This window comes from Nonomuraea jiangxiensis (genome assembly GCF_900099965.1).
In the GTDB taxonomy this organism is placed as follows: domain Bacteria; phylum Actinomycetota; class Actinomycetes; order Streptosporangiales; family Streptosporangiaceae; genus Nonomuraea; species Nonomuraea jiangxiensis.
The window spans coordinates 141,066-166,316 of the sequence record NZ_FNDJ01000012.1 but is presented as its reverse complement, the minus strand read 5'-3'; the positions used below and the strand labels follow the sequence as shown (position 1 = coordinate 166,316).

Sequence of the window (25,251 nt, the reverse complement as noted above, 5' to 3'; positions counted from 1 at the left end):
ACCGATGCCGGGGCCGTCGTGGCAGGTCACGGCCCATCGCTGGTAACGCATCGCATTACCTGCCGTGTTCGGGGTAAGTTGTGCCGAGTGTCAGCCGCCGCCGTGCCAGCGATCCCGCACGCCACCCCCACCCCCGTCGCCAGGCTCGCCTGGCTGGACGCCCTCAGGGGCATCGGCGCGATGGCGGTGGTGGCCGAGCACCTCCTGCCGTGGTTCCTGCCGGCGCTCAGACCGTACTGGTTCAATATCGGGGTCTACGGGATCCTGGTGTTCTTCCTGGTCAGCGGCTACATCATCCCCACGTCCCTGGAACGGCACGGCGACGTGCGCACGTTCTGGATCAGCCGGATCTTCCGCCTCTACCCGCTCTACCTGACGGTGATCGCGCTGGCGCTGGCCCTGGCCTGGTGGGTGCCGGTGCGGGAGCAGGTGCCCCGGGACGGGACGGCGGTGGCGGCGCACGCGACCATGCTGCTCGACGTCGTGAGCGTCGGCGGCGTGGTCGACACGATGTGGACCCTGTCGTACGAGATGGTGTTCTACCTGCTGGTCACGGCGCTGTTCCTGGTCGGGGGGCACAACCGGAGCGGGTCGTTGTCGATCGGGTTCGGGGTCGCGGCGGTGGCCATCGGGCTGGTGGTGCCGGGGGCGCTGCTGGTGGGCCCGTGGCCGGCCTACGTGACCTGCGCGGTGTTCCTGGTCGGCATGGTCTTCGTGGTGTGGGGGCGCTTCCGTACGACGGCGGCCTGCGTGCTCGGCCTGATGGCGCTGGTGGCCCTGATGTTCAGCAGCCGGGTGCCGTGGCTGGGGGCGGCCGTGGTGGCGGTGATGTTCGCGGGCACGGCGATCCATCGGTGGGAGCGCGGCACCGGGCCGTTGTGGCCGGTGGCGGTCACGACGGCGCTGGTCGCGGTCGCGCCCCTGTGGGCCATCGAGAGCGGCTGGTGGTGGGTGCGGGCCGACGTCTGGTGGACGACGATCGTGCTGGCGGGAGCCACGTTCGCGGGCGGGATGGCGCTGCGCGGGCGGCGGCTGCCCAAGGTGCTCGTCTGGCTGGGGCTGATCAGCTACTCGCTCTATCTGGTGCATCATCCGCTGCTGAAATACTTCGTCGAGATCAGCGGTGATCTGCGGTGGTCGGCGGTGCCGTACCAGCTCGGCATGGCCGCGCTCGCCGTGGCCGCGATCCTGGCCGTCAGCACGCTCACCTTCCTGTACGTCGAGCGGCCCATGCAGGTGGTGGGCCGCCGGATCTCAGGCCGGAGCGCCCGTGGGCTCCAGGGCCGGGGCCAGGCCGGGATGGCGGGCGAGCGCCCGCGCCACGACGGGATCCTCGGCCATCAGGAACGCCAGGTGCCGGACGGCGTGCGCGACCACGTTCGCGAGGGCGATGTGGTCGGGTGACGGCGTGGCGGGCGCCTCACCCCGTGCGATCTCCAGCACGGGGACCTCGACCGCGGGCAGCCACGGCGCCGGATCTGGGCAAACCGCATAAGTCAGTACGACTTTTCCGTCCGGCTCATATCGCCAGCTCGTGGAGTGCACGACGGTGTCCTCGTCGGCGGCCGTGACCCCGCTGACCCGCCGCGCCGCCGCGTCCGGGCTTTCGCCGCGTCGCTGCTGACTCATGGCATGCCGGTATGACCAGCGATTGTCGGTCCCCACCCGTAGCATGAGCGTCTCAACCGAGACCACGTGTCTTCCCGTCACCGCCAACAACTTACTGCCAATCATATGCAAGTGCGTGCCCCACGCATGTTGTCCCGGCTCTTGATCGGCGCGGCGGGCGGCGCTGTAGTCGATGGCGTGCGAGAGAGAGGCCGACAGCCATGCCCGGTTTGCTGGTGTTGATGGGGTCGGGCGAGACGAGCCCGACCATGGTCGAGATCCATCGTGCCGCGGCGCGGACGTTGCGTGCCGGAGCGCGTGCCGTGCTGCTCGACACTCCTTATGCCTTCCAGGAAAACCGCGCTGACATCTCCGCCCGTGCCCGCCGATATTTCGCCCACAGCGTCGGCTTGGAGGTCGAGGTCGCGCCGGGGATCGCGGGCGCCGACTGGGTGTTCTCCGGCCCCGGCAGTCCCACCTACGCCCTCGACCGCTGGGCCGACTCCGGGGTGGCCGGTGACCTGCGCGCCCGGGTGCGCGCCCGGCAGGGGGTGACGGTGCTGGCCTCGGCGGCGGCCTGCACGGCGGGCCTGGCCACCGTGCCCGTCTACGAGATCTACAAAGTGGGCGCGGAGCCGCACTGGCGCGAGGGCATCGACGTGCTGGAGCCGCTCGGACTGAAGGCCGTGCTGATCCCGCACTACGACAACGCCGAGGGCGGCACCCACGACACCCGCTATTGCTACCTGGGCGAGCGCCGGCTGTCACGCATGGAGCGGGAGCTGCCGCCCGACACGATGGTGCTCGGGCTCGACGAGCACACCGCGCTGCTCATCGACCTGGAGACCGAGTCGGTGCGGGTGGCCGGCCGGGGCGGCCTGACCGTGCGCCGCCCGGGCTCGATGACGGTCCTGCCCACGGGCACGGTGACCGACCTCGCCGGGATCCGCCGCCTGGCCGAGGGTGGCACGGGGCCGGCCGCGCCCTCGCCGTCCGCGCCGGAGCCCGCCGCCGTCGAGGTCACCCTGGAGGAGACGATCCACTCGTGCGAGGAGCGGTTCACGGCGGCGGCGGCCAAGCCGGACATGGTGGCGGCCGCGCAGACCGTGCTCGATCTGGAGGCGGAGATCGTCAAGTGGGCCGCCGACACGGAGGAGGACTCCGGCGGGGTCGACCAGGCCAGGGAGCTGCTCCGGCTGCTGATCGCCCGCCTCGGCGAGCTGGCCTCGACGGCGGGCCTGCGCGCCCAGGGCCTGACCGCCCTGGTGCGGCCGCTGCTGGCGCTCCGTGCTCAGCTGCGCGACGAGGGCCGCTATGACGTGGCCGACGCACTGCGGGCGGCGATGCTGGCCGGCGGGGTGGTCGTGGAGGACACCCCGGACGGCCCGCGCTGGACCCCCTGACGCTCAGGAGGTCCCGCAGCTCGTGGCGCGTGCGGCCGAGCGGAACCCGGACCAGGCCGATGGGCGCCGCCCGTGTTCCGCTCGGGGGAAGGGTCTGGTCACCGGCGCGGGGGGTCGATACGGGCGCCGTCGACCGTGAAGATCATCACGCGAGAGAGGTCCACCGCCACCTTGGCGGCGTCGCCGGCGCGCCAGACCGGCCGGTTGCCCAGGCGGATGACCAGGTCCGAGCGGCGGTGGATGCCGCTGTTCGGATTCTGGCCCACCTGCTCCTGTGCCGGCCGCTCCTCCGGCTGGCCCGAGAACAGCCGTCTCATCAGGCCCGACACCTTGCCCGACCCGTTCGTTCCCCCGTTGACCCGCCGGTTCGGGTCCGGCGGCTCGGGCACCGGCACGGAGGGCATCCCGCACTCCAGGTACGCCAGCCACTCGTGCCCGTGGTATTCCAGCGTCCGCACCCGCCCGTAGAACGACGGTCCCTCGTACGACTCCGGCACCGGCGCCAGCCCGTCCGGCCGCAGGCCCACCAGCACCTGCCCGCCCGTGTGCTGGGAGATCGCGTACGCCCTGGGATCGCTCCACGGCAACGTGATCCGGTGCGGCCCGAAGTCGAGCATGACGTACTGGTTCTGCGGCGTCCTGACTTGGGCTGCCAACAGGTTCAACTGCTGGGAGTTGAGAAAGGCCGCCACGAAAGCCGTCGCTGGATCGTTGTAAATCTGGGCCGGAGTTCCGACGTCCTGCAAAACCCCGCGATTCAGGATGGCGATCCGGTCGGCCAGGGTCAGCGCCTCGACCTGGTCGTGCGTCACGTAGATCGTGGTGACGCCGAGCGACCGGACCAGGGCCGAGATCTCCATGCGCAGCTCGGTGCGCATTCCGGCGTCCAGGTTGGACAGGGGCTCGTCCATGAGGAACAACTTGGGCTGCCGGACGATCGCGCGCCCCATCGCGACGCGCTGCCGCTGGCCGCCGGACAGGGTGCCGGGGCGGCGGTCCAGCGTCTCGTCGATGTGCAGTGCCTTGGACAGCTCGGTGACGCGTTCACGTACCAGCGCGGGGTCCGATTTGGCGATCTCCAAGGGGAAGGCGATGTTCCCGCGTACGGTCCGGTGCGGATACAGGGCGCCGTTCTGGAACACCATGGCGACGTCGCGGTCGCGCGGAGCCAGGTGGTTGGCCAGCTGGCCGTCCAGCCAGAGATCTCCCTGGGTGATCTCCTCCAATCCCGCGATCATGCGGAGCAGCGTGGATTTCCCGCACCCTGAAGGGCCGAGGAGGACGAGGAACTCGCCGTCCTCAGCCCGAAGGTTCAGTCGGTCGACTGCGAGGTAGTCGCCCGGATAAACCTTGGTCACTTTGTCGAGAACGACCGAGCTCATGGGCTCACACCTTGCGCGCGTGTCACCAGTGACGAGGCTGATTGAAGAGGTAGTACATCGCGCCGTAACGCCACATGTCCACCCTTGACATAAAGAATCTCTTTCGCGGTTGTTTCGGTCGGGGGTTTTGGGCATCCGTACACCGATATTTCCGTATATGGAGTTCTGGAAGGGCTTGCGTAAATTTGCAGAAAGGGCTTCCATGGTCCCGGACGCTCGGGGGAGGACTATGACGGCCGGGTGGGCGGGAGCGTGATGAGGCAGGTCTGCGCGGGCGGGTTCGGCGACCGGGACGGCGGTGGCGCCCGCGGGCCGATCGGCGATCGCGATCGCCCGCCGGAGCCGGTCGCGCGAGTGCCACAGCACGTGCCCCGACCCGCGCCGGAGCCTGGCCCGATGGCCCCCCGATCCCGCGCGAAGCCCGCGGACGCCCGTGCCCGGCGAGCGTGCCGATGGTCCCGGACGTCCCCCCGAGCAGCGGATTCGGCGCGGCCGTGGAAAGTAAAGTGGGTGGCATGAACGGTCACGCTCGCCTTGCCGACATCGCCGCCCAGGCCGGGGTGAGTGAGGCCACGGTCAGCCGGGTCCTCAACGGCAAACCCGGCGTCTCGGCCGCCACCCGCCAGGCGGTCATGGCCGCGCTCGACCTCATGGGCTACGAGCGCCCGCCCCGGCTGCGGCAGCGCAGCAACGGGCTGGTCGGCCTCGTGACGCCGGAGCTGGACAACCCGATCTTCCCCGCGTTCGCCCAGGCCATCGAGAAGGCGCTGACGCAGCACGGCTACACGCCGGTGCTGTGCACGCAGCTGCCCGGCGGCGCGCCCGAGGACGAGTTCACCGAGCTGCTCGTCGATCGCGGGGTGAGCGGCATCGTGTTCGTGTCGGGCCTGCACGCCGACACGACGGCGCGCATGGACCGCTACACCCGGCTCACCGACCGGGGGCTGCCGATCGTGCTGGTCGACGGCTACAGCGAGCACATCGACGCGCCGTTCATCTCGCCCGACGACCGGCTGGCCGCCCGGCTGGCCGTGCAGCACCTGGTCGACCTCGGGCACGAGCGGATCGGGCTCGCGCTGGGGCCGCGCAGGTTCGTACCGGTGATCAGGAAGATCGAGGGCTACCGGCAGGCCATGGCGCAACTGCTCGGCGCGACGGACGTGGACGAGCTGATCGCCCACTCGCTGTTCTCCGTCGAGGGCGGGCAGGCCGCCGCCGCGCAACTGCTGACCCGCGGCTGCACCGGCATCGTGTGCGCGAGCGACCTGATGGCGCTGGGCGCGATCCGCGCCTGCCGGGAGAAGGGCATGGCCGTGCCGGGGGAGGTGTCCGTGGTCGGCTTCGACGACTCGCCGCTCATCGCGTTCACCGACCCGCCGCTGACCACCGTGCGCAAGCCGATCGGCGCGATGGCCTCGGCGGCCGTGCAGACGTTGCTCGAAGAGGTCAACGGCGTCGCCGCCAAGCACGTCGAGCTGATCTTCCAGCCGGAGCTGGTCGTCCGCGGCTCCACCGGCTCCGGGCCGCTGGTCAACCGGTGACCCGGGACCTCGTGGCGCTCGTCCGCCACGCGCCACGTGACGTGCCCTGCGCCTGGGGGACCGCGGCCACGTCGACCCGGCGCAGCCTGTGGGGCGCGACCACGTCGACCCGGCGCAGCCTGGGGGCCGCGGCCACGTCAACCCGGCGCAGACTGCGGGCGACGGGGCGCACGCCTGGACTCATGAGTCCCCGATCACCGAGGCCCTGTCGCTGAGCCGGTCGGCCGCCTGACAGCGGCGGCACTCGGGCCGGGTCCGGTAGTGGAAGGCCAGCGTGGCCAGGCCGAGGGAGAGCGCCCACACGGGCCAGTAGGCCATCGGGTTGGCCAGCCAGGCCGAGGGGTGGCCCCAGTCGGTGAGCCGGGCCGCCTGCACGCCCGCGGAGGCCAGCACCGCCGTGACCAGCGAGGCGAACACCAACGGGAACGCCCGCGGCACCGGCCGTCCCGCCAGGAACAACGTCCACCGCGGCCAGATCTCCCCCCACCGCTGGACCAGCCCCAGCGTGAGCGCCCCGCCGGCCGCCGCGACCGTCGCCAGTCCCGCACCTCCCCACACCAGGCCCGACGCGTGCAGCTCCGCGATTTCTCGCTCGCTGAACAGCACCGGGATCCGCAGCGCCCACGCCCACCGCACCGCCGCGTAGAAGAGCGGCACGGCGAAGGCCGTGTAAGCGGCCCACTTTCCCCAGGTCGCCGCCGACTCGCGGCTCGTCCACCGGGCCGACGCGATGGGGGAGCGGCCGCAGCTCTCGCACGCACCGCGCGTGCGCCGCTGCCAGGCCAGCGCCGCGCCGGTCCACAGCAGGCCGCCGAGCAGGCAGAGCAGCAGGTTCTGGACCGGCCAGGGGAAGGCGAGCCGGAAGTAGTCCGCCTCCGGCCAGCCGAACGGCAGCCCGGCCAGGAAGACCGGCGCGTATCCGGCCGCCGCCAGGATCCGGGCGTCGGGGATCAGGGCGAGCAGGGTGAACGCGCCCGCCCACGCGGCGGCCAGGATCACGGCCCTGGCGGGGCCGCGCAGCCGTACGGTGGCCATGAGCAGCGCGAGCAGCGCGCCCGCGAAGCAGAGCCCGGCGATGACCGGGGCCGTCCCGGCCGCGGTGGCGGAGCCGAGTAACGACTCCGCCCGCGCGTCCGGGATGTCGCCCTCACCGAACGGGAAACCGGAGCCGCCCAGCGCCCAGTGCAGCGCCAGCCCGCCGTAGAGGACCGACCAGGCGCACGCCAGGTACGTCACCCGCCTCGGCCAGCGGGCCTTCGATGTGTTGTCGTCCATGCTCATCAGCCTGCTGCGGCGGCCCCTTCCGGCCCATCCGCCGAACGGGGGATCGCACGGGGCTCATCGCGGGGCGAATCCGCCTCATGGGGGATGCGCGGGACACGACTGATCCAGCTCCCGCCAGGCCCGGACGACGAACGGGGGAACGGACACCACCAGATAGACGCTGGTGAACGCGAACAGCGTGACGGTGAGACCGGTCAGCTCGGTGAGCGAGCCCGCCAGCAGCCCGCCGATGGGCATCCCGGCATAGGCGGCGGCCGTGATCGCGCCCAGCACCCGCGCCCGCAACTCAGCGGGAATCCGGTCGAACTGCAGCACCCCGAGGATGGGATTGATCGCACCGGCCGCGAACCCGGACAGCGCGGCGGCGGCGAGCGCCACCGGGAACGGCGCGCCGAGCGCCAGCACCAGCACGCGCGGCACCCCGGCCACGAGGAAGCACCACCCGAAGGTGAGCCTGGGGGGTAATCGGCGCCCGGCCGCGCCGTAGACGATCGTCCCGGCCACCGCGCCCGCCCCCAGCGCGCCGGTGAGCAGGCCGAACGCGCGCGGATCGCCGGCCACGTCGCGGGCGTAGAGGACCAGCAGCACCTGGGTCATGCCCGTGTCGAGCATGTTGGTGACCACGATCATCGCGGTCGCGCTCGTCTGCAGCCGGTCACGCCACAGGAACGTCAACCCGTCGCGCAGGTCACCGAGATACCTGCCCGCTTCCCGTACCCGGCCCCGGGAACCCGGGATCCCGCCGCCGACCAGGGCGGCGGACAGCAGGAAGGTGAACCCGTCGAAGAACAGCAGCGCGCTGGGACCGATCCAGAGGATGAGCACACCGGCCAGTGGCCCGCCCACCATCGTGGCGCCGCGGTAGATGCCGTCGTAGGCCGCCGTGGCCCGCTCGATCCGGACCCCGCCGAGCTCGGCGAGGTCGGGCAGCATCGCCTTGCGCGCGGTCTCCCCCGGAGTGGCGGCCAGCCAGCGTACGAAGAGGAGCAGCAGCAGGGCAGGATAGGAGAGCCCGATCGTCAGGGACAGCACCGGGATCGTCAGGACGAGGACTCCGCTCGCCACATCGGACAGCACGCTCGCGCCGCGGAAGCCCATCCAGTCCACGATCGTCGCGCCGAAGGCCGCCGAGACGATCATGGGGAAGGCGGTGGCGAACGCCGCCAGCCCGGTGAGCGCGGCGCTCCCCGTGGTGTCCAGCACGAGCCACGGGACGGCGAGGACGGAGAGCATGTTTCCGGTTACGGATACGGCGTTGGCGGCCAGCAAGATGATGAATGGACGCCTCACGCGCACTGCCCCCAACGATTCCCGCTTCAGGGTTACTCAGGGTCGGCGAGCGGTCAAGGGAGGCCGCCGACGTTCTAGAGTCGGGGACGTGGGCCGCATCGGGGAGTTACCGCGTGACGGGAGGCCGGGCTCGCCGGACGGAGGGCCGGGCTCGGTGGGCGGAGGGCCGGGCTCGGTGGGCGGCGGGTCGTTCTCCTGGAGGCGGGTCGCCGCGGTGGTCGCGCGGATTCCGCCCGCCCGGGCCGCGGTCGCCGGCGGGGTGGCCTCCATCGCCGTCACGCTGGCCCACCCGCTCACCGGCACGACGGGGGCGACCTGGTGGCTGTTCGCCGAGTTGTCCGTGCTGCTCGCGCTGACCACGCTGGCCGCCCGGCGGGCGCCCGCGGCGGCGGTCGTGCCCGGGGCGGCGATCTCGGTGATCCTGCTCAGGATGGTGTGGCCGGGCCCGCCGTCGCTGGTCCTGGCCGCCTGCGCGGGCTGGTCGCTGGGCGCGGCCGGCGCCGCCGTGGCCGGGCTCTACCTGCGCTCCCTCGACGGGCAGCGCCATCGGGCGGTCGCGGCGGCCGTACGCGACCAGCGTCTCGCCCTGGCCCGTGACCTGCACGACTTCGTGGCCCACGACGTCAGCGGCATGCTGGTGCAGGCTCAGGCCGCGCGGCTGGTCCCGGCGCTGCCCGCGCCGGTGGCGGAGGCGTTGCGGCGCATCGAGGACGGCGGCCTGCGCGCGCTGGCCTCGCTGGACCGTACGGTTCACCTGCTCAACGAGCCCGGCAGGAGCTCCGCGCCCGGCATCGACGGGCTGCCCGCGCTGGCCGACGGCTTCTCGCCGGACGTACGGGTGGAGTTGTCGATCGACGCCGCCGGCGTCTCCAGGGAGACCTCCGCCGCGGCCTACCGGGTGGTCACCGAGGCCCTCACGAACGTCCGCAGGCACGCGCCCGCCGCCACCACCGTCCAGGTCGCGATCACCAGGGAAGGGGACACGGTGCTGATATGCGTCCAGGACGACGGCGGCGCCGGACCCCGGGACCCGGCCAGGCACGGCGGCTACGGGCTGGCCGGACTGGCGGAAGTGCTCGCCGCCGCCGGCGGCACCCTCACGGCGGGCGCCCACGGGAAGGGCTGGCGGGTCGCCGCCGTGCTGCCCGCGTGAGCATCCGCGTGCTCGTCGCCGACGACCAGGACGACGTACGGATCGGGTTCCGGCTCATCATCGACTCCCAGCCGGACATGACGGTCGCCGGTGAGGCCGCCGACGGGATGCGCGCGGTGGACCTGGCCCGGCACCTCAAGCCCGACGTGGTCCTCGCCGACATCCGCATGCCCGGGCGCGACGGCCTGGAGGTCACCCGGCTGCTCGCCCGGGAGACGCGCGTGATCGTGGTCACGACGTTCGACCTCGACGACTATGTGCACGCCGCGCTGCGCCACGGCGCCTGCGGCTTCCTGCTCAAGCGCTCGGGCCCGGCGCTGCTCGTGGAGGCCATCCGGGCCGCCATGGCCGGCGACACACTGATCAGCCCCCAGGTCACCGTACGCCTGCTCCGCCACCTGCGCGTCCCCGCTCCCGACCCCCTGCGCGAAGCCCTGACGGAACGGGAGCTGGAGATCGCCCGCCTGGTGGCCCGCGGCCACACGAACGCCGACATCGCCGCCGCCCTCTTCATCAGCCCCGGCACCGTGAAGACGCACGTCGCCAACGTCCAGCGCAAGGTGAACGCCTCCAACCGGGTGGGCATCGCGGCCTGGGCCTGGAGTTCGGGCGTCGTACAGGGATGATTGGATGTCCCGGTCAGGGACCGACCTCGGCCGCGCGGGACCCGTTCACCGAGGCCGGGGGAGAGTCTCCGCCGGCAGAAGGGGAGTCATGTACCGCTGGGAGATCGTCCGGGCCGTCACCGAGCAGCGGGTGTTCGGGATCGTCAGGACCACGGGGCCGGAGAAGGCGGTGGCCGCGGCCGAGGCCGTGCTGGAGGCCGGGCTGAGGGCCGTGGAGGTGGCGCTCACCACGCCGCGCGCCCTCACCGCCGTCGCACGGCTCACCGAGCGCCGGCCGCGGGCGCTCGTGGGCGCCGGCACCGTGCTCGACGCGGCGGCGGCCCGCGCCGCGGTCGAGGCGGGCGCGCGCTTCCTCGTCTCACCCAGCCTGCACCCCGAGGTGATCCGCACCGGGCACCGCTACGGCGTGCCCGTATTCCCCGGCGCGGCGACCCCGACGGAGATCGTACGGGCCCTGGAGGAGGGCGCGGACGCGGTGAAGATCTTCCCGGCGTCGGTGGTGTCGCCGTCGTGGTTGCGGGACGTACGGGCGGCGCTGCCGCAGGTTCCCGCGATCCCCACCGGGGGCGTGACGATCGACGACGCGCCGGAATGGATCGCGGCGGGGGCCGTGGCCTGCGGCATGGGCTCCGCGCTGACCTCGGGCGGGGCGCGGGCGGCGGGCGAGCGGGTCACCGCCCTGCTGGCCAGGCTCGCGCAGGCACGCTGACGGGCACACCCGCGCCGCCCCCCGCGTGACGGCCACCGCCCCCGTCCCGCCGTCTCCCCAGCACCTCGGACACCAGGAGAAATTCACGATGACCGTCGCCATCCACGTGGGCCCCGAGCCGGTGCCCGTCCTCATCGACGCCGTCCGCCGGGCCGGCGGGCGGGTCGTGCCGCTGGAGGAGGCCGAGGCCATCGTCTACTTCGGCAACGACGACCCCGACGAGATCCGGTCGATGCTGCACGACGGCATCCGCTGGGTGCAGCTCCCGCACGCGGGCGTCGAGCGGTGGGCCGACGCCGGGGTCATCGCCGATCACCCGGTCTTCACCGCCGCCGCCGGCGCGTACGCCGTGCCGGTCGCCGAGCACGCGCTGGCCCTGATGCTGGCGGCGGCGCGCGGGCTGTACCGGCTGGCCAGAGCCACCTCCTGGGGGCCGAACGAGTCCCGGGAGTTCGTGGGCTCGACGGTCGCCATCGTGGGGTGCGGCGGGATCGGGCGGGCGTTGATCCGGATGCTGGAGCCGTTCGGGTGCCCGATCGTGGCGGTCACCGACAGTGGTGAGGTGCCGGGCGCGACCCGGGTCGTTCCGCGCGCCCGTTACCGCGAGGCGCTGCCCGAGGCCGACTACGTGGTCGTCTCCGCGCCCGCCACGGCGGGGACCAGGGGCATGTTCGGCGCGGGCGAGTTCGCGCTCATGCGCGAGGACGCCTGGCTGGTGAACGTCGCCAGGGGCAGCCTCGTCGTGACCGACGACCTGGTGGCGTCGCTGCGCGCGGGCGACATCGGCGGCGCGGCACTCGACGTCACCGACCCCGAGCCGCTGCCGACCGGCCATCCGCTGTGGGCGCTGGACAACGTACTGATCACGCCGCACTGCGCCAACCCGCGCGGCGCCTACTGGCGTGGCCTGGCCGAACGGGTCACCTCGAACGTCCACCGCTTCCGCACCGGCACCCCGCTGGAGGGTGTGGTCTCCCCGTCCCAGGGCTTCTGACGCGGTCCCAGGGCTTCTGACGCGGAAGCGATCCCCGGCCGGGCAGCCTGGCCGGCGTCACCGCCTGCGGTGCGGCCGGTGCCCGCGGGCCGCGGTCAGTTGTCCGGGATTCGTGCGGGCCGCGGTCAGTTGTCCGGGATGCGTGCGGGCCGAGGTCAGCTGTCCAGGGTGACGTCGGCTCCCCTGCTCAGCGCCGAGTCGTGGACCTCCAGCCTGGCCGGGGCACGGTCCTTCGGCAGCTGGAACACCAGCGTGCCGGTGAACGAGCGGCCGGACTCGATGCGGATCGGCGTGATCTGCTTGCCGTGGCTGTCGAGCAGCCCGGTGCCGGGGTACGGCTCGTCGTCCTCGTCGATGAGCTTCTGCTGAGCCGGATAGAGCACCCTGGCCTCGGGGCCGACGTTGTCGACCCGTATCCCGACCTGGCAGGTGCGCTTCGTGGCGGTCTTCGGAGGCTTGGGGCACTTCGTGTCCGTGACGGCGAACTTCAGCCTGCCGTCCTGGACGGATTCGTTCGCCCCGGCGGGCGGGGTGCGGAAGATCCACATCAGTGCGGCCATCAGCAGCACCAGCAGCACGATCACGATGACCAGCGCGGTCAGGCAGCCCGTCACCACGCCGCGCCTGGGCCGGGGCGGCCGGTAGCGCGGGAGGGGGCCCGGGCCGGTGGTGGAGTGGTGCGGCAGCGGCCCCTGCCCGGCCTGGGGCGGCAGCGGCGCGCGCACGCTCGGCATCGGTCCCGTCTGGTGCGGGAGCGGCATCTGCACGATCGGCATCGGCCCGGTCCGCTCCACGAGCGGCGGCGGTTGCGGCCCCCGGTTGGTGGGGCCGGTCCGCTCGGCGTGCGGCGGTGGTTGCGGCCCCCGGTTGGTGGGGCCGGTGCGCTCCACGAGCGGCGGCGGTTGCGGCCCGCGGTTCGTGGGCCCGGTCCGCTCGGCCTGCGGCGGTTGCCGCGGGATGCGACCGGACGTCTCTGGGTGCGGCTGTGGGATGCGACCCGACGTCTCGGGGTGCGGCTGCGGGATACGGCCGGACGTCTCGGCACGGGGCGGCTGGCCCGGGATGCGGCCGGAGGTCTCGGGATGCGGCTGCGGGATGCGACCCGACGTCTCGGGGTGCGGCTGTGGGATGCGGCCGGAGGTCTCCGGGTGGGGATTCGGGACGCGGCCCGACGTTTCGGGGTGTGGCTGGGGGCCGCGGCCCTCGGGCGGGCGGGGCGGCTGGGGGTGAGCGGCGCCGGGGACGGGACCGGTGCGGTCGGGCGGCGGCATCGGGGGCGGCGGTGTGCCGGGCATCAGCGGCCCGAACTCCGAAGGGTTCCACGCGTTGGTGAGGTGCTTGGTCGCGGCGAGCTGAGCCGCGGGCTCGTCGGCCGCCCCCACCAGCTCCAGCAGGAGCTGCCGGGCGGCCGGCCGGCGCGCCGGGTCCGGGTGGATGGCCGCCGCGACCAGCCGGTCCAGCGGCGCGGGCAGCCCGCGCAGGTCGGGCGGCGCGGTGCGGGCCCTGGCCGCCATCACGTAGGCGTCGCCCTCCCCGAACGGATGCCCGCCGAGCCCCGCGTACGCGATCAGCGACCCCCACGCGAACACGTCACCCGCCGGGCTGGTGCGCCCCTCGAAGACCTGCTCGGGAGCGATCCATCCGGGCGTGCCCATCACCATGCCGGCGTTGGTGTGCCGGGAGTCCACGTGCCGCGTCGACCGCGCCAGCCCGAAGTCGATCACCCGGGGCCCGGCCAGGGTCAGCATCACGTTCGCCGGTTTGAGGTCGCGGTGCACCAGCCCCGCCGCGTGGATCGCGGTCAGCGCGGCGGCCACGCCCACGGCCGCCGCGTGCAGCACGGAAGGCGACAGCGCGCCATGCTCGATGAGGTGGTCTTCCAGCGAGATGCCGTCGATGTACTCGGTGACGAGGTAGAGCCGCCCACGGTCCTCGCCGTGGTCGAGCACGCGCGCCGTGCAGAACGAGGCCACCTTGCGGGCGTTGGAGACCTCCTCGTGGAAGCGCGCCCGGTAGACCGGGTCGGCCGTAAAGTCACGCCGGATGGCCTTGAGCGCCACCCGCGGGCCGTCGGCGGTCTTGGCGAGATAGACCACGCCCATGCCACCGGAGCCGAGACGGCTGATCAGCTCGTAGGGGCCGATCGCCGGTGGATCATCCGGCTGTAGTGGACTGCCTGCGGAGCGCCCCAACGTCGCCGTCCTCTCGCCGTCCTGATCCTGTCTCAACCCGAACCGCTCCTCCACCCGGCTCATCGTTCCGCAGCAACCCGAACCGTTTCCGCCGCCCGGCAACCCGTTTGTACCCCCAGACTCTAACGGAGGACGGGACTCTCCGTTGGCCACAAGGCCTGAGCTGGCATGCTTCCCGCTCAACCGGAGACGGGCCTGCGTAGCACGGGACGCATGGTGACGCGCAGTCGCGAGAGGTTGAGCGAGTGCGGCAGCGGGCGGTGCGGCGAGAGCACCCGCCCGACCGGTTTGGGGCGGGCGTCACGCAGGATGGCACTGAGGAACGCCGTGCCGATCGTGACCGTGAGGTGCACTCCCGCGCAGGGCGGCTGGGCCCACCACTCGCTCGCCGCGGTCCCGTCCAGCCAGATCTCGGGCGCGAACGTGTTCGCGTACGGCAGGCGCGGGTTGCGCTGGTGTGCCGCGACCGGTATGAGCACGGTGCGGCCGGCCGGGAGGGTGGTGCCGTACCAGGAGGTGTCGGCGGTGGTGACGCGGGCCAGCGCCGGGACCGCCGGCCACAGGCGCATCCCCTCGTGCAGGCACGCCCGCAGGTAGTCGGGGTCGGAGCGGGCCGCCTTGCGGTGCGGGGGGTGAGCGGCGAGCAGGGCCAGGGTGTGCGTCAGCGCCGACGCGGCCACGCCGAACCCCATCAGCCAGAACGCCGCCTGCATGAGCCCGCGTGACTCGGCGTCGGGGGCCCGCGCGATCAGGCCGGCCAGGCTGCCGGGCTCGGCGCGGCGCAGGTGGTCGATGAGCCGCGCGTCGTAGCGGCCCGAGAGGATCTCCCGCCGCCGCAGGGACCGCCGTCCCCGGCGGTGGGCGCGCCGCCTGCCCGCCCGCGTGACGGCCGTCAGCAGGCGGGTGAGCTCCTCGTCCGCGGCGGCGCCGTCCCCGTAGACGCAGCGCCGGGCCACCCGCTCCCAGCGGGCGCTCAGCCGCGGGTGGTCCACCACGCCGCTGGTCAGGTGCCCGGCCTCCTCCCGGGCGATCTCGAGGAAGGCCGGGCGCAGCACGTCCGAGGTCAAGCCGGCGGCGTGTGGCTCGGCCGGCGGCGCGTAAGCGTCGTCCGCGGACACGACCCGCAGCGCGTCCCGCTTGGACAGGATCAGCAGCGCGGGGCCGCGCCGGCCGCGGACCAGGACGGGACGGCCGCCGTAGCGGGACTCCAGGTCGGTCAGCAGCGCGCGGGAACGCAGCGGGTCACGCTCCAGCAGGAGGTGCGGCGGGCCCGGCGAGGCGAGCAGGGACGCCAGTCGCAGGTTCTCCAGCACGGTGGCCCTGGGCAGCCCCCTAGGCACGCGGGGCCGTCCGCGGTCCGGCCGGCGCCCACGAGCCCGGAGCCGGCTGGGCCCGGTCCCGGACGACCGCGGGCGCCTCCTCCGCCGCCATAGCCCCACGGACGTGCGTCGCCGTCACCCACCGGACCTGCGGCGCCATCACGCAGCGGGCCTGCGGCGAGGTCACCCGCCGGGCCTGCGGCATCATCACCCGACGAGCCTGCGGCGAGGTCGCCCGGTGGGCCCGCGGCGCCTTCACCCGGTGGGCCTGCGGTGAGGTCGACCGGCGGGCGGGCGGTGCCGTCGCCCGGCGGGCGGTCTCAAGTCCCGGAGGGCGAGGGAGGTTCATAGGTCGATGTGATCGCCGCCGGGCCGCGGGCGCAATCGAGGTTTCAGCCAATGGAACGTTCCGGCCCGGTGATCGCCGAACAGCCACGCAGGCCACACCCTCGGTGTATTCGTCCCGGGCGTAGGCCAGGCCGTTACGGCGGACCTGGGCCAGCTCCCGCTCCAGCGCCGCCAGGTTGGTGATCGTACGGGAGGTCGCGCGCTCGAACGTGCCGCGCGCCAGCAGCCCCTGACGCAGCCCGGCGTCGAAGGCCAGCAGCGCCTTGCCGGTCGCCGTGCAGTGCAGCGGGGCCCGGTCGAGGTCGTCGGAGCGGGAGGCGACGCGGTTGTGGCCGTACAGGCGCTCGACGTAACGCGCCTCCAGGCCGGAGGGCACGGCCAGGTTCACCGTCTGCCTGGTGGTCTCGTGCAGGTAGAGCAGGAAGGGCAGCACCGTGCGGCGGGTGCCCGGCACCCGGGTGTGGGTGAGGCCCGCCATCGTCGCCAGCAGCTCGCCGGGCAGGTAGCCGTTGCCCACCCGCCGGGCCAGCTGCCGCACGCACAACACGCCCAGGATCCGGTGCCCGGTCGACTTGGGCAGCCCCGTGCTGCGGCACAGTTGCGACAGGGTCAGCGGGTGGGTGGCCGCGCTCAGCGCGAGCAGGATGTCGATGCCCCGCTCCAGGCTGCCCGGCTGCGCCGCCGCGCGGGCGGGGTCGAGCGGCTCCTGCTGGCTCACGGTCTTCCCCGGCATGAACGTCCCTTTCCCTCTCCAGGGAGCGAAAGGTCTCCCGGGGCTGCGCCTTTACAGTTTCCTGCCTACCCCTCAGCGCGTCCCCGATACTCAGCGTAGCCTGACGATCTCGGCATGAATGGACACCGCCACTTCGCCCACCGGCGGTGGAGTCAGTACGTGGAGTGCTTGAGGCGTCTGCCGAGCAGGTGGCCGTTGCGCACCTCCTGACCGGTCTTGATCCACACTTCCAGCTGGGGGTTCGCGGCCAGCGGCGCCAGGTCGAGCCCTGCGGGCGCGCCGCTCAGATGGAGCGTGCGCAGCCAGCCCAACTGCGCCAGCGCCGAGAGATCGCGCAGCGCGGGGCAGCCGGTGAGGTCGAGATGGGTCAGGCGGTCGAGGTGGACGAGAGGCCGGAGGTCGTGCACCGGGATTCTCTGCAGATCCAGCCAGGTGAGCGTGCCACATCCAGAGAGAGCGGAGATGTCGTCGATCGCGCGAATGTCCAGCAGCGACAGCCGATCGAGCTTGAGCCCGGAAACCGCGTCCAGGTCCGCCAGACTGTCATATTCTCCCAGGTGCAAGGACCGGAGACGTGGCGCACGTTCGGCGATCTCGCGCACGGACGTCACCACCGGCACCTCGGAGAGCGACAGCTCCGACAGGGAGTGGAGCGGCGGCAGGCAGTCCCACGTCGTCAGTGAAGCGGCCCCGACGATGACGATCTCCCGCAAGCCGGTGAGGCCGCTGAGGGGGGAGAAGTCCGTCACGGACGGTATGTTCGCCAGGAACAGACCGGTGAGGTGACGAAGACCGGTGAGGAAGCCGAGTTCCCCCACGCCCACCATGGTGAGCTCCGTCAAGGCGCTGAGCCGGCTGACGACCTCCAGGTCCGCCTCGCTGAGATCAGAGTTCAGCGTGAGCCCGACGAGGGATTCGCGATGGGCGAGCAGCGGACTGAGATCACGCACCTTGACGACATTGAGGTGGATCCGCCGCTGCGGCGGAAGCCCGCGTACGGCATTCAGCTGGCCGGGAGTTTCCACGATGAGCCGCTCGGGTGGCGTCTCCATGGCGGAGAGCACCCGGTCGGCGTAGACGTTCGGTTCGAAGTAGCGCCATGCCTCGACCAGCGCTCGCCTGACCCGGTCGTCGGACGCGTAGCGGGCCAGCAGGTCGAGTGCCGCGGGGCCGTTGATCAGGTGAGCCGTTGTGACGCACGCGCGGGCGGCGGCCGGGGACAGCCCGCGCAGGTCGGCCGGTAACCGGTCGAGGATGATCTGGCCGGCGAGGGACAACGACCGTGCCGTGGCCAGGTCGCGGGGCGGGACGAGATCGTCCAGGCACCGGTCCACCGCCTCGCGCAGGCGTTCGGGCACCGCCGGCAGCGTCTCCAGGCACGCGCACACCACGATCTTGAGCCGCCGCCGGTGGCGGGGTTCGGCGGCCATCCGGGTCAGCAACCCGTCCAGCAGTTCCTCCCGCAGCGGCGCGTTCGCGTGCCCGGCCGCCATGACCACGACCTCGCGCCACTGGTCGCGATGGGCGTTGAGCACCAGCGGCTCCACGTCCCCGACCTCGGCCGCGGCCCGTGCCGTCAGGTATTCCTGCACGGTCCGGTGGACGAAGTCGACCCGCCCCTCCACCGGCTCGCGGATCACGCCGCTCCGCTCGATCAGGTAGTCCAGCACCTGCGCGCCGTGGCCGTGACGCGGGGCATGGCCGCGACGACCTTCTCCACCCACGCCAGTGCCGCGGGCCTGCCGAGCTCCACCCGGTTGGTCATGGAAAGCCGCCAGGCCAGCTCCTGCAGCACCTGGACCTTCTGGGAGCGGTCCAGACGCACCTCGCCGTAACTGGGGATGACCCGTTCGGCGTCCCGGCGTTCCAGCAGCATCTCCAGCGCCGCCGCGTACAGGCCCATCCGGTCGGGCGGGAGCTGCGCGGCCCGGTCGAGGTTGAGCGCGCACAGCATGGAGGCGAGCAGCGGCGTGGCCGCGAGCGAGCGCAGATGAGGCGCGCTGTCGAGATGCGACATCAGCCGCTCCTGGACCACGGGCAGCTGCTCCGGCGGGCAGGGGAGGTCCGGACTGCTCCTGATCGCCTCGTGCCACTGCTCGACCAGCGCCCGGGTGTCCGTCGGGGTCATCCGCTCCAGGAACGCCGGCGCGAAGCCCTCCTCCTCCAGCCACGACGAGCGGGCCGCGGAGGGGCGGCTGGTGATGACGACCCGGATCGCCGGGAACTCGGCCAGCAGCCCGCGCAGCCACGGCCTGATCGCTTTTCGCTGGGCGCCGGTCAGCTCGTCCACGCCGTCGACGAGCAGCATCGCGTGCCCGGAGGCGAGCTGCCGGTGCGCCCAGCCGGGCGGCATGAGCCTGGACAGCGCGCCGGCGGTCAGGTCGAGCAGCTGCTCCGGCCTGGGCAGGTCGCGGTCGGCGTAGCTGCGCAGTTTCACCAGGAACGGCACGCAGCCGTTCCACTCGGCCAGCTCGCCCTCGAACTCGCCCCGGGCGGCCCTGATCGCCAGCCAGCGCAGCAGCGTGCTCTTGCCGCCGCCGGCCTCGCCCCGCAGCAGCGTCCGGCGTCCCTGTCCGAGCGCGCTCTCCGCCCGCATGGTCGCGGGCTCGTCCGGCGCGTCGTGCCAGGATTCGTGCGCGGATCTGGCCCGGGTGGCGGTCACCGACAGGCTGATGTACGCCACGCTCAGCGCGCTGCGCGGCGGAATCGCTCGACCCTGACCCCGAGCAGCTCGACGGTGTCGAAGGTCCGGGAGACGTGCTCCAGGTATCGGCGGCGGAACCCGGTGTCCAGGTCCGTGCCGTCCGGAGCCTCCAGGGTGCGTACCGGCAGCCGTGCCAGCATGGCGGAGAGCTGGTCGCCGAGGCCGGACAGGCGGGAGAGCATCTCGGCGGCGGCGCGGGGCTGGAACTCGGGCAGGTGCCGGACGACCCTGACCAGGCAGTCGCAGCACTCGTCGAGCACGACCTGGTAGAGCCGCGACTGCGCCTCGCCGAGGTCCCTGGGCGCGGGCAGGCTCTCGCGGAGGGTCCTGGCCAGCCGTACCGGATCGGCGTCGGCCGCGAGCAGGGCCCGGTCGGACAGGTCCGCCCGGGCCAGCGTGTCACGTGCCTCGGCGAGCACGACCAGCCGGTCGTCGTCGTCTAGGCCAGGGAACTCGTGCGCGCATAGCTTCAGCACCCGCGCCGTGACGGCGTCGGCGATGTCGTCGAGCTGGCGTTCGGCCTTGCGCCGGACGAGGTGGTCGGGGAAGCGGACGCGCATGAGCTCGACGAGCGGCCTGCCGCTGCTCTCCCCGGTCGATCGTGCGGTCAGCCATGCGCGCAGGGCGCGCTCGCCGACCGCCGTGCCCACCTTCAGGGCCGCCGTCTCCAGAGCCACCGGCCCATTATCCCCGGCCGCCATCCCCGCCGGCGCCGGGCCGGCCGCGTCCGCTACCGGAGGGCGGCGGCCTCGGAGGCGAGTTTCTCCACCCTGCTCCAGTCGCCGGCGGCCAGCGCGTCGGCCGGGGTCAGCCAGCTGCCCCCGACGCATCCCACGTTGGCCAGCGCGAGATAGCCGGGCGCGGTCTCCGCCCTGATCCCGCCGGTCGGGCAGAAGCGCACGTCGGGCAGCGGCCCCTGCAGCGACTTGAGGTAGGGGATGCCGCCCGCCGCCTCGGCGGGGAAGAACTTGAGCTCCTTGACCCCCCGCTCGGCCAGCGCCATGATCTCGGACACGGTGCCCGCCCCCGGCAGGTACGGCACCCCGCTCGAGTCCAGCGCCTCGACCAGCGCGAGGGTCGTCCCCGGGGACACCAGGAACCGCGCCCCGGCCGACACGGCCTCCGCGATGTCCTCACTGGTGCGGACAGTCCCCGCCCCCACGTTCGCCTCCGGCACCTCGGCCGCGATCCTGGCGATGGCCTCCCGGGCGACCGGGGTGCGCAGGGTCACCTCGATGACCGGCAAGCCCCCGGCGACCAGCGCCCGGGCCATCGGTACGGCGCTCTCCACGTCCTCGATCACCACGACGGGGATCACTGGGGCGAGATCGAGCAAGCTCATGGGTCTGTCTCCTCGCCGGCCCACTTAGGGCCGTATTGTCCTGAACACTTCCGGTTTCCCGGTCTCAGCCCACCAGTTTCGTCCGGGCGTGCTGGCTCAGCCAGGCGGCCGCGCCGGTCAGGGCCGGTTGGGGCGCCACGATCAGGGCGGTGCCGATGTCCGCCAGATATCCAGGCATGTCAGGGTTGGCCGCGAACCGGGGGCGGAAGCTACTGGTACGCACGCGTTCCACGATACGGGGCAGCACTCCGCCGCCCAGGTACACCCCACCCCGGGCGCCGAGGGTCAGGGCGACGTTCCCGGCGAAACACCCCAGCATCCCGCAGAACACGTCAACCGTCTCCGCGCACAACGGGTCGTCGAGCTTGGCCACGATGTCGGAGGCGGTCAGGCCGGGCGCGGCCACGCCGTTCACCTGGGCCAGCGCCCGATACAGCCGCTCCAGGCCGGGCCCGGACAGCACGTGCTCGGCCACCACGTGCGCCGGCCCCTGCTCCTGCAGGACCCGGACGATCTCCTGCTCCCGCGGCTCCACCGCCGGCACCGTGACGTGGCCGCCCTCGCCGGGGATCGGCGTCCAGCCGTGCTCGGTGGGCACCAGCCCGCCCACGCCCAGCCCGGTCCCCGGCCCCAGTACGGCCTTCACCCCGTGGCCAGGGGCAGGCCCGCCGAGCGACACCAGGTCGTCGGCGTCCAGGTGGGGCAGGGACACGGCCAGCGCCGCGAAGTCGTTGAGCAGCATCGCGTACGGCACGCCGAGATCCCGGGCGGACCCGGCCCACGTGGAGTTCGTGAGCCGGTAGTGGTCGCCGTCGATCGGCCCCGCCAGGGCCAGGCACGCCGCCCCCGGTCGCACTCCGCCCGCGTGCTCCGCGAGATAGGCGGCTACGGCTTCGGGGAGGGTCTCGTAGTCGGACCCGTGCAGGACCGCGACGTTCGACGGCCGCGCTCCCGGCGTGGTGACCAGGCCGAACCTGGCGTTGGTCCCGCCGATGTCGGCGACGAGCCACGGAAGGTCAAAGGCATTCACGGCGCACCTCCGGCGTCCAGGGCGGCGGCAAGATCGCTCGCCGTACAAAGGATGCCATGGGCCTGCACGTCATCCCATACGGGTCCGTGTGCCACGTACGCCGTCAAATCAGCTCACCGGGCCAGCGCGGCGACCTGCGTGCCGCCCGTCTCCAGGTGCGAGGCGCCGGCCTCGGCGGGGAATCCGAGTCCCGGGCCGTGGTCGGGCGACTCGGCGCCGCTCACTCCGAAGATCCCGGCGCCCTGCTCCGCGTGGCCCGCCATCCGGCGGAACGCCGCGAACAGCTCGCGGCCCGTCCCGACCCACTGCGCGTCGCTGAGCGGGCGCCCCTCGGGCGTGCGGGTGGCCAGCTCCCGCGCCGGCACCAGCAACTCCAGCGTCCCGGCCGCCGAGTCCAGCCTGATCACGTCCCCCTCGCGCACCAGCGCGATCGGCCCGCCGTCGGCCGCCTCCGGCGACAGGTGGATGGCCGCGGGCACCTTGCCGGACGCCCCGGACATGCGCCCGTCGGTGACGATCGCCACCCGCTGCCCCCGGTCGAGCAGCACCGCCAGCGGCGGGGTGAGCTTGTGCAGCTCCGGCATGCCGTTCGCGCTCGGCCCCTGGTAGCGGATGACCGCCACGAAGTCCTGCCCGTCCAGCTCGCCCGCCTCGAACGCGCGCAGCAGGTCGAGCTGGTCGTCGAACACCTTCGCCGGCGCCTCGATCACCAGGTGCTCCGGCTTGACCGCCGACACCTTGCTGACGGCCCGGCCCAGGTTGCCCTCGACCATGTGGATCCCGCCATCCGCCGAGAACGGCCGCGCGACCGGCCGCAGCACGTCCAGGTCGCCACTGCCGCCGGTGACCGGCGACCAGACCAGCTCGCCGTCCACCAGGGCGGGCGCCTCGCGGTAGCGGTCGAGGCCGGGCCCGGCCACGGTGAGCACGTCGCCGTGCAGCAGCCCCGCGTCGAGCAGGTCGCCGATGAGCACCTGCATGCCGCCGGCGTCGCGGAAGTGGTTCACGTCCGCCTGGCCGTTGGGGTAGATCTTGGTGAGCGACGGCACGACCCCCGACAGGGCGGCCAAGTCGTCCCAGGTCAGCACGATGCCCGCGGCCGCCGCCATGGCCACCAGGTGCAGGGTGTGGTTCGTGGAGCCGCCGGTGGCCAGCAGCGCGACGCACGCGTTCACGATGGCCTTCTCGTCGACCAGCTCGCCGATCGGCGTGTACTCCGCGCCGTGCGCGGTGATCTCCACCGCCCGGCGCCCGGCCGCCTCGGTGAGGGCGTGGCGCAGCTCGGTGTGCGGGTTGACGAACGTGGAGCCCGGCAGGTGCAGGCCCATGACCTCCATCAGCGCCTGGTTGGAGTTCGCGGTGCCGTAGAAGGTGCAGGTGCCGGGGGAGTGGTACGACTTGGACTCCGCCTCCAGCAGCTCGACCCGGCCCACCTTGCCCTCGGCGAAGAGCTGCCGGGTGCGGGCCTTGACCTTGTTCGGCAGCCCGGAGGTCATCGGGCCGGCGGGCACGAAGATCGCGGGCAGGTGCCCGAAGTGCAGCGCCCCGATGAACAGCCCCGGCACGATCTTGTCGCACACGCCCAGCAGCAGCGTCGCGTCGAACATGTCGTGCGAGAGCGCGATCGCGGTGGCCATGGCGATCACGTCGCGGCTGTAGAGCGACAGCTCCATGCCGGCCCGGCCCTGCGTGATGCCGTCGCACATCGCGGGCACGCCGCCGGCGACCTGCGCCACGCCCCCGGCCCGGCGCACGGCGGTCTTCAGCTCCGCCGGGTAGGTCTCGAAGGGCTGGTGGGCCGAGAGCATGTCGTTGTAGCTCGTCACGATGGCCACGCCCGGCTTGGCCGAGCCCATCAGGGCGGGCTTGTCCGTCCCGGACGCGGCGAAGCCGTGCGCCAGGTTCGCGCACCCCAGGCGGGAACGCGCCGGGCCGCTCGCCCGCGCGGCCTCGCCGTCGCGGCGGATCCGCGCCAGGTACACGGCCCGGCTGGCGGCGCTGCGCTCGGCGATGCGATCGGTGACGTCCTGAATGAGCGAATTCACAGTTCCTCCTCGTGCCAGGCACGACCGCTGCGGCCGAGCAGTTCGTGGGCCCCGGTGGGGCCGGTGGTGCCCGCGGGGTAGGGCTCGGGCAGGTCGGCGGACGTCTCCCAGGTGGACAGGATCGGGTCGATCCAGCGCCAGGCGGCCTCCACCTCGTCGCGGCGCATGAACAGGGTCGGGTTCCCGGCCAGCACGTCCGTCAGCAGCCGCTCGTACGCCTCCGGCACCCGCGCCCTGAACGTCTTGCCGAAGCTCAGCGACATCGGCACCGGCTTGAGCGCCACCTCGCCCGCGCCCGGTGCCTTGGCCATGATGTGCAGCTCGATGCCCTCCTCCGGCTGCAGCCGCAGCACCAGGCGGTTCGGCGTGCCGCCGGGGTAGATGGAGTGCGGCACGTCCTTGAACTGCACCACGATCTCCGAGCGCCGGTACGGCATGCGCTTGCCGGTACGCAGGTAGAACGGCACCCCCGCCCACCGCCAGTTCCTGATCTCGGCCCGGATCGCGGTGAAGGTCTCCACCCGCCGCGAGGCCTCGGTCGGCGGCGTGGAGGCGGGCTCGTCGAGGTAGCCGGGCATGTCGGCGGCCTCGACGTACTGGCCGCGTACGGTGAAGCGGTCCACCTCCGTGCCGGAGATCGGCCGCAGCGCCTGCAGCACCTTGACCTTCTCGTCCCGGATGGCCTCGCGGTCGTTGCGGGCCGGCGGCTCCATCGCGGTCAGGGTGAGGAGCTGCAGCAGGTGGTTCTGCACCATGTCGCGCAGCGCGCCGGCGTGGTCGTAGTAGCCGCGCCGGCCGGGCGTGCCGACGGTCTCGGCGGCCGTGATCTGCACGTGGTCGATCCAGAGGGAGTTCCAGATCGGCTCCAGGAAGGCGTTGGCGAAGCGCAGGACCAGGAGGTTCTGCACGGTCTCCTTGCCCAGGTAGTGGTCGATGCGGAAGATCTGGCGCTCGTCGAAGATGGCGCCGACCTCGTCGTTGATCCGCTGCGCGCTCAGCAGGTCGTGGCCCAGCGGCTTCTCCAGCACCACGCGCGAGCGCGGCGTCACCAGCCCGGCCTGTTCCAGCTCCCGGCAGAAGGGCCCGAACGTGCGCGGCGGGCTGGCCAGGTAGAACACCCGATCACGATCATCGTGCCCGGCCAGCAGCTCGGCCAGGGCCTGCCAGCCGTTCCGGTCGGCGCCGCCCACGTCGACCGACACGTGGTGCAGCCGCTCCAGGAAACGCCGCCATCCCGCGGGGTCGTCGGCCGGGACCCGGTCGCGTACCTCGGCGTCCACCTTGCCGCGGAAGTCGGCGTCGGTCAGCCCACCCCTGGACAGGGCGATGACACGGGTCTCCGGGGAGAGCCGGCCGTCCCTGTCGCTGTGGTAGAGCGCCGGGAGCAGCTTGCGCATGGACAGGTCGCCGGTGCCGCCGAAGACGACGAGATCGGCGGTCTGGGCGCCAGAGTCGGGTGAGGTCGTGGGGAGGGACACGGCTGAAGGCTCCGATGATCTGTAAGCAGGACAGAACGGACACTAACCGGAGTTTGGGTCGCACACAAGC

21 protein-coding genes are annotated in these 25,251 nt (G+C 72.9%); 7 read left to right on the top strand and 14 right to left on the bottom strand.

Annotation, left to right across the window (positions count from 1 at the left end; genetic code table 11):
* Positions 1 to 87: 87 nt before the first annotated feature.
* Together BLS95_RS26180 and BLS95_RS26175 are read left to right on the top strand one after the other, a co-directional pair.
* Positions 88 to 1,404 carry an acyltransferase family protein gene (locus tag BLS95_RS26180; RefSeq protein WP_245765280.1) on the top strand — a complete coding sequence of 439 codons (1,317 nt, stop codon included), beginning with the start codon at positions 88 to 90 and terminating at the stop codon, positions 1,402 to 1,404.
* Between the two features lie 425 nt (positions 1,405 to 1,829).
* Complete coding sequence (locus BLS95_RS26175; RefSeq protein WP_090936483.1) at positions 1,830 to 3,011, top strand: hypothetical protein; 1,182 nt, start codon at positions 1,830 to 1,832, stop codon at positions 3,009 to 3,011.
* 98 nt (positions 3,012 to 3,109) lie between these two features.
* On the opposite strand, the gene BLS95_RS26170 is transcribed toward BLS95_RS26175, so the two are convergent.
* Positions 3,110 to 4,393 (bottom strand): ABC transporter ATP-binding protein, encoded by a 1,284-nt coding sequence (locus tag BLS95_RS26170; RefSeq protein ID WP_090936480.1) that lies wholly within the window; start codon positions 4,391 to 4,393, stop codon positions 3,110 to 3,112.
* A 515-nt stretch (positions 4,394 to 4,908) separates the two neighbouring features.
* Between BLS95_RS26170 and BLS95_RS26165 the strand changes: the two genes are divergently transcribed.
* Positions 4,909 to 5,934 (top strand): LacI family DNA-binding transcriptional regulator, encoded by a 1,026-nt coding sequence (locus tag BLS95_RS26165; RefSeq protein ID WP_090936477.1) that lies wholly within the window; start codon positions 4,909 to 4,911, stop codon positions 5,932 to 5,934.
* On the opposite strand, the gene BLS95_RS26160 is transcribed toward BLS95_RS26165, so the two are convergent.
* From BLS95_RS26160 to BLS95_RS26150, 3 genes are all read right to left on the bottom strand, one after another.
* Complete coding sequence (locus BLS95_RS26160; protein WP_090936474.1) at positions 5,924 to 6,106, bottom strand: hypothetical protein; 183 nt, start codon at positions 6,104 to 6,106, stop codon at positions 5,924 to 5,926. The two genes, BLS95_RS26165 and BLS95_RS26160, sit on opposite strands and share 11 nt — an antisense overlap.
* Before the next feature lie 8 nt (positions 6,107 to 6,114).
* The gene (locus tag BLS95_RS26155) at positions 6,115 to 7,209 is read right to left on the bottom strand and encodes a hypothetical protein (protein WP_218135987.1); all 1,095 of its coding nucleotides are present in this window, start codon (positions 7,207 to 7,209) and stop codon (positions 6,115 to 6,117) included.
* Between the two features lie 84 nt (positions 7,210 to 7,293).
* Positions 7,294 to 8,508, bottom strand: a complete 1,215-nt coding sequence (locus BLS95_RS26150; protein ID WP_143043871.1) for an MFS transporter — start codon at positions 8,506 to 8,508, stop codon at positions 7,294 to 7,296.
* Between the two features lie 88 nt (positions 8,509 to 8,596).
* Between BLS95_RS26150 and BLS95_RS57000 the strand changes: the two genes are divergently transcribed.
* The 4 genes from BLS95_RS57000 to BLS95_RS26130 all read left to right on the top strand — a co-directional run bounded on the left by BLS95_RS57000 (position 8,597) and on the right by BLS95_RS26130 (position 11,990).
* Positions 8,597 to 9,661 carry a sensor histidine kinase gene (locus tag BLS95_RS57000; RefSeq protein ID WP_143043870.1) on the top strand — a complete coding sequence of 355 codons (1,065 nt, stop codon included), beginning with the start codon at positions 8,597 to 8,599 and terminating at the stop codon, positions 9,659 to 9,661.
* The gene (locus tag BLS95_RS26140; protein ID WP_218135986.1) at positions 9,658 to 10,287 is read left to right on the top strand and encodes a response regulator; all 630 of its coding nucleotides are present in this window, start codon (positions 9,658 to 9,660) and stop codon (positions 10,285 to 10,287) included. Before BLS95_RS57000 ends, BLS95_RS26140 begins: the two co-directional genes overlap by 4 nt.
* A gap of 88 nt (positions 10,288 to 10,375) precedes the next feature.
* Positions 10,376 to 10,996 (top strand): bifunctional 4-hydroxy-2-oxoglutarate aldolase/2-dehydro-3-deoxy-phosphogluconate aldolase, encoded by a 621-nt coding sequence (locus tag BLS95_RS26135; protein ID WP_090936459.1) that lies wholly within the window; start codon positions 10,376 to 10,378, stop codon positions 10,994 to 10,996.
* A gap of 88 nt (positions 10,997 to 11,084) precedes the next feature.
* Complete coding sequence (locus BLS95_RS26130) at positions 11,085 to 11,990, top strand: D-isomer specific 2-hydroxyacid dehydrogenase family protein (protein WP_090936456.1); 906 nt, start codon at positions 11,085 to 11,087, stop codon at positions 11,988 to 11,990.
* Positions 11,991 to 12,145: 155 nt separating this feature from the next.
* Here BLS95_RS26130 and BLS95_RS26125 read toward each other — a convergent pair whose 3' ends face one another.
* From BLS95_RS26125 to zwf, 10 genes are all read right to left on the bottom strand, one after another.
* A complete protein-coding gene (locus BLS95_RS26125) occupies positions 12,146 to 14,218 on the bottom strand; it encodes a protein kinase domain-containing protein (protein ID WP_176993388.1) in 2,073 nt (690 codons plus the stop codon).
* Positions 14,219 to 14,361: 143 nt separating this feature from the next.
* The gene (locus BLS95_RS26120) at positions 14,362 to 15,522 is read right to left on the bottom strand and encodes a cytochrome P450 (protein WP_143043869.1); all 1,161 of its coding nucleotides are present in this window, start codon (positions 15,520 to 15,522) and stop codon (positions 14,362 to 14,364) included.
* Positions 15,515 to 16,582 (bottom strand): IclR family transcriptional regulator, encoded by a 1,068-nt coding sequence (locus BLS95_RS26115; RefSeq protein ID WP_090936448.1) that lies wholly within the window; start codon positions 16,580 to 16,582, stop codon positions 15,515 to 15,517. The genes BLS95_RS26120 and BLS95_RS26115 overlap by 8 nt, the downstream gene beginning before the upstream one ends.
* A gap of 152 nt (positions 16,583 to 16,734) precedes the next feature.
* On the bottom strand, positions 16,735 to 18,252 hold the full coding sequence (locus BLS95_RS26110) for an NACHT domain-containing protein (RefSeq protein WP_090936445.1): 1,518 nt from the start codon (positions 18,250 to 18,252) through the stop codon (positions 16,735 to 16,737).
* Entirely contained in the window at positions 18,237 to 19,265 is a 1,029-nt protein-coding gene (locus BLS95_RS26105; protein WP_090936442.1) for an NACHT domain-containing protein, read from the bottom strand. The genes BLS95_RS26110 and BLS95_RS26105 overlap by 16 nt, the downstream gene beginning before the upstream one ends.
* A gap of 2 nt (positions 19,266 to 19,267) precedes the next feature.
* Complete coding sequence (locus BLS95_RS26100; RefSeq protein ID WP_090936438.1) at positions 19,268 to 19,963, bottom strand: NACHT N-terminal Helical domain 1-containing protein; 696 nt, start codon at positions 19,961 to 19,963, stop codon at positions 19,268 to 19,270.
* A 53-nt stretch (positions 19,964 to 20,016) separates the two neighbouring features.
* A complete protein-coding gene (gene eda, locus BLS95_RS26095) occupies positions 20,017 to 20,628 on the bottom strand; it encodes a bifunctional 4-hydroxy-2-oxoglutarate aldolase/2-dehydro-3-deoxy-phosphogluconate aldolase (protein ID WP_090936436.1) in 612 nt (203 codons plus the stop codon).
* 64 nt (positions 20,629 to 20,692) lie between these two features.
* On the bottom strand, positions 20,693 to 21,658 hold the full coding sequence (glk, locus tag BLS95_RS26090) for a glucokinase (RefSeq protein WP_090936433.1): 966 nt from the start codon (positions 21,656 to 21,658) through the stop codon (positions 20,693 to 20,695).
* Between the two features lie 113 nt (positions 21,659 to 21,771).
* On the bottom strand, positions 21,772 to 23,703 hold the full coding sequence (gene edd, locus BLS95_RS26085) for a phosphogluconate dehydratase (protein ID WP_176993387.1): 1,932 nt from the start codon (positions 23,701 to 23,703) through the stop codon (positions 21,772 to 21,774).
* Positions 23,700 to 25,181 (bottom strand): glucose-6-phosphate dehydrogenase, encoded by a 1,482-nt coding sequence (zwf, locus tag BLS95_RS26080; protein ID WP_090936430.1) that lies wholly within the window; start codon positions 25,179 to 25,181, stop codon positions 23,700 to 23,702. The genes edd and zwf overlap by 4 nt, the downstream gene beginning before the upstream one ends.
* Positions 25,182 to 25,251: the final 70 nt, after the last annotated feature.

What these genes read in the sequence shown, in the direction of transcription:
- BLS95_RS26130 (WP_090936456.1), top strand. Translation starts at nt 11,085, where the DNA reads ATGACCGTCGCCATCCACGTGGGCCCCGAGCCGGTGCCCGTCCTCATC.
- eda (WP_090936436.1), bottom strand. Translation starts at nt 20,628, where the DNA reads ATGAGCTTGCTCGATCTCGCCCCAGTGATCCCCGTCGTGGTGATCGAG.
- BLS95_RS26175 (WP_090936483.1), top strand. Translation starts at nt 1,830, where the DNA reads ATGCCCGGTTTGCTGGTGTTGATGGGGTCGGGCGAGACGAGCCCGACC.
- BLS95_RS26115 (WP_090936448.1), bottom strand. Translation starts at nt 16,582, where the DNA reads ATGCCGGGGAAGACCGTGAGCCAGCAGGAGCCGCTCGACCCCGCCCGC.
- BLS95_RS26165 (WP_090936477.1), top strand. Translation starts at nt 4,909, where the DNA reads ATGAACGGTCACGCTCGCCTTGCCGACATCGCCGCCCAGGCCGGGGTG.
- BLS95_RS26135 (WP_090936459.1), top strand. Translation starts at nt 10,376, where the DNA reads ATGTACCGCTGGGAGATCGTCCGGGCCGTCACCGAGCAGCGGGTGTTC.
- BLS95_RS26155 (WP_218135987.1), bottom strand. Translation starts at nt 7,209, where the DNA reads ATGGACGACAACACATCGAAGGCCCGCTGGCCGAGGCGGGTGACGTAC.
- BLS95_RS26170 (WP_090936480.1), bottom strand. Translation starts at nt 4,393, where the DNA reads ATGAGCTCGGTCGTTCTCGACAAAGTGACCAAGGTTTATCCGGGCGAC.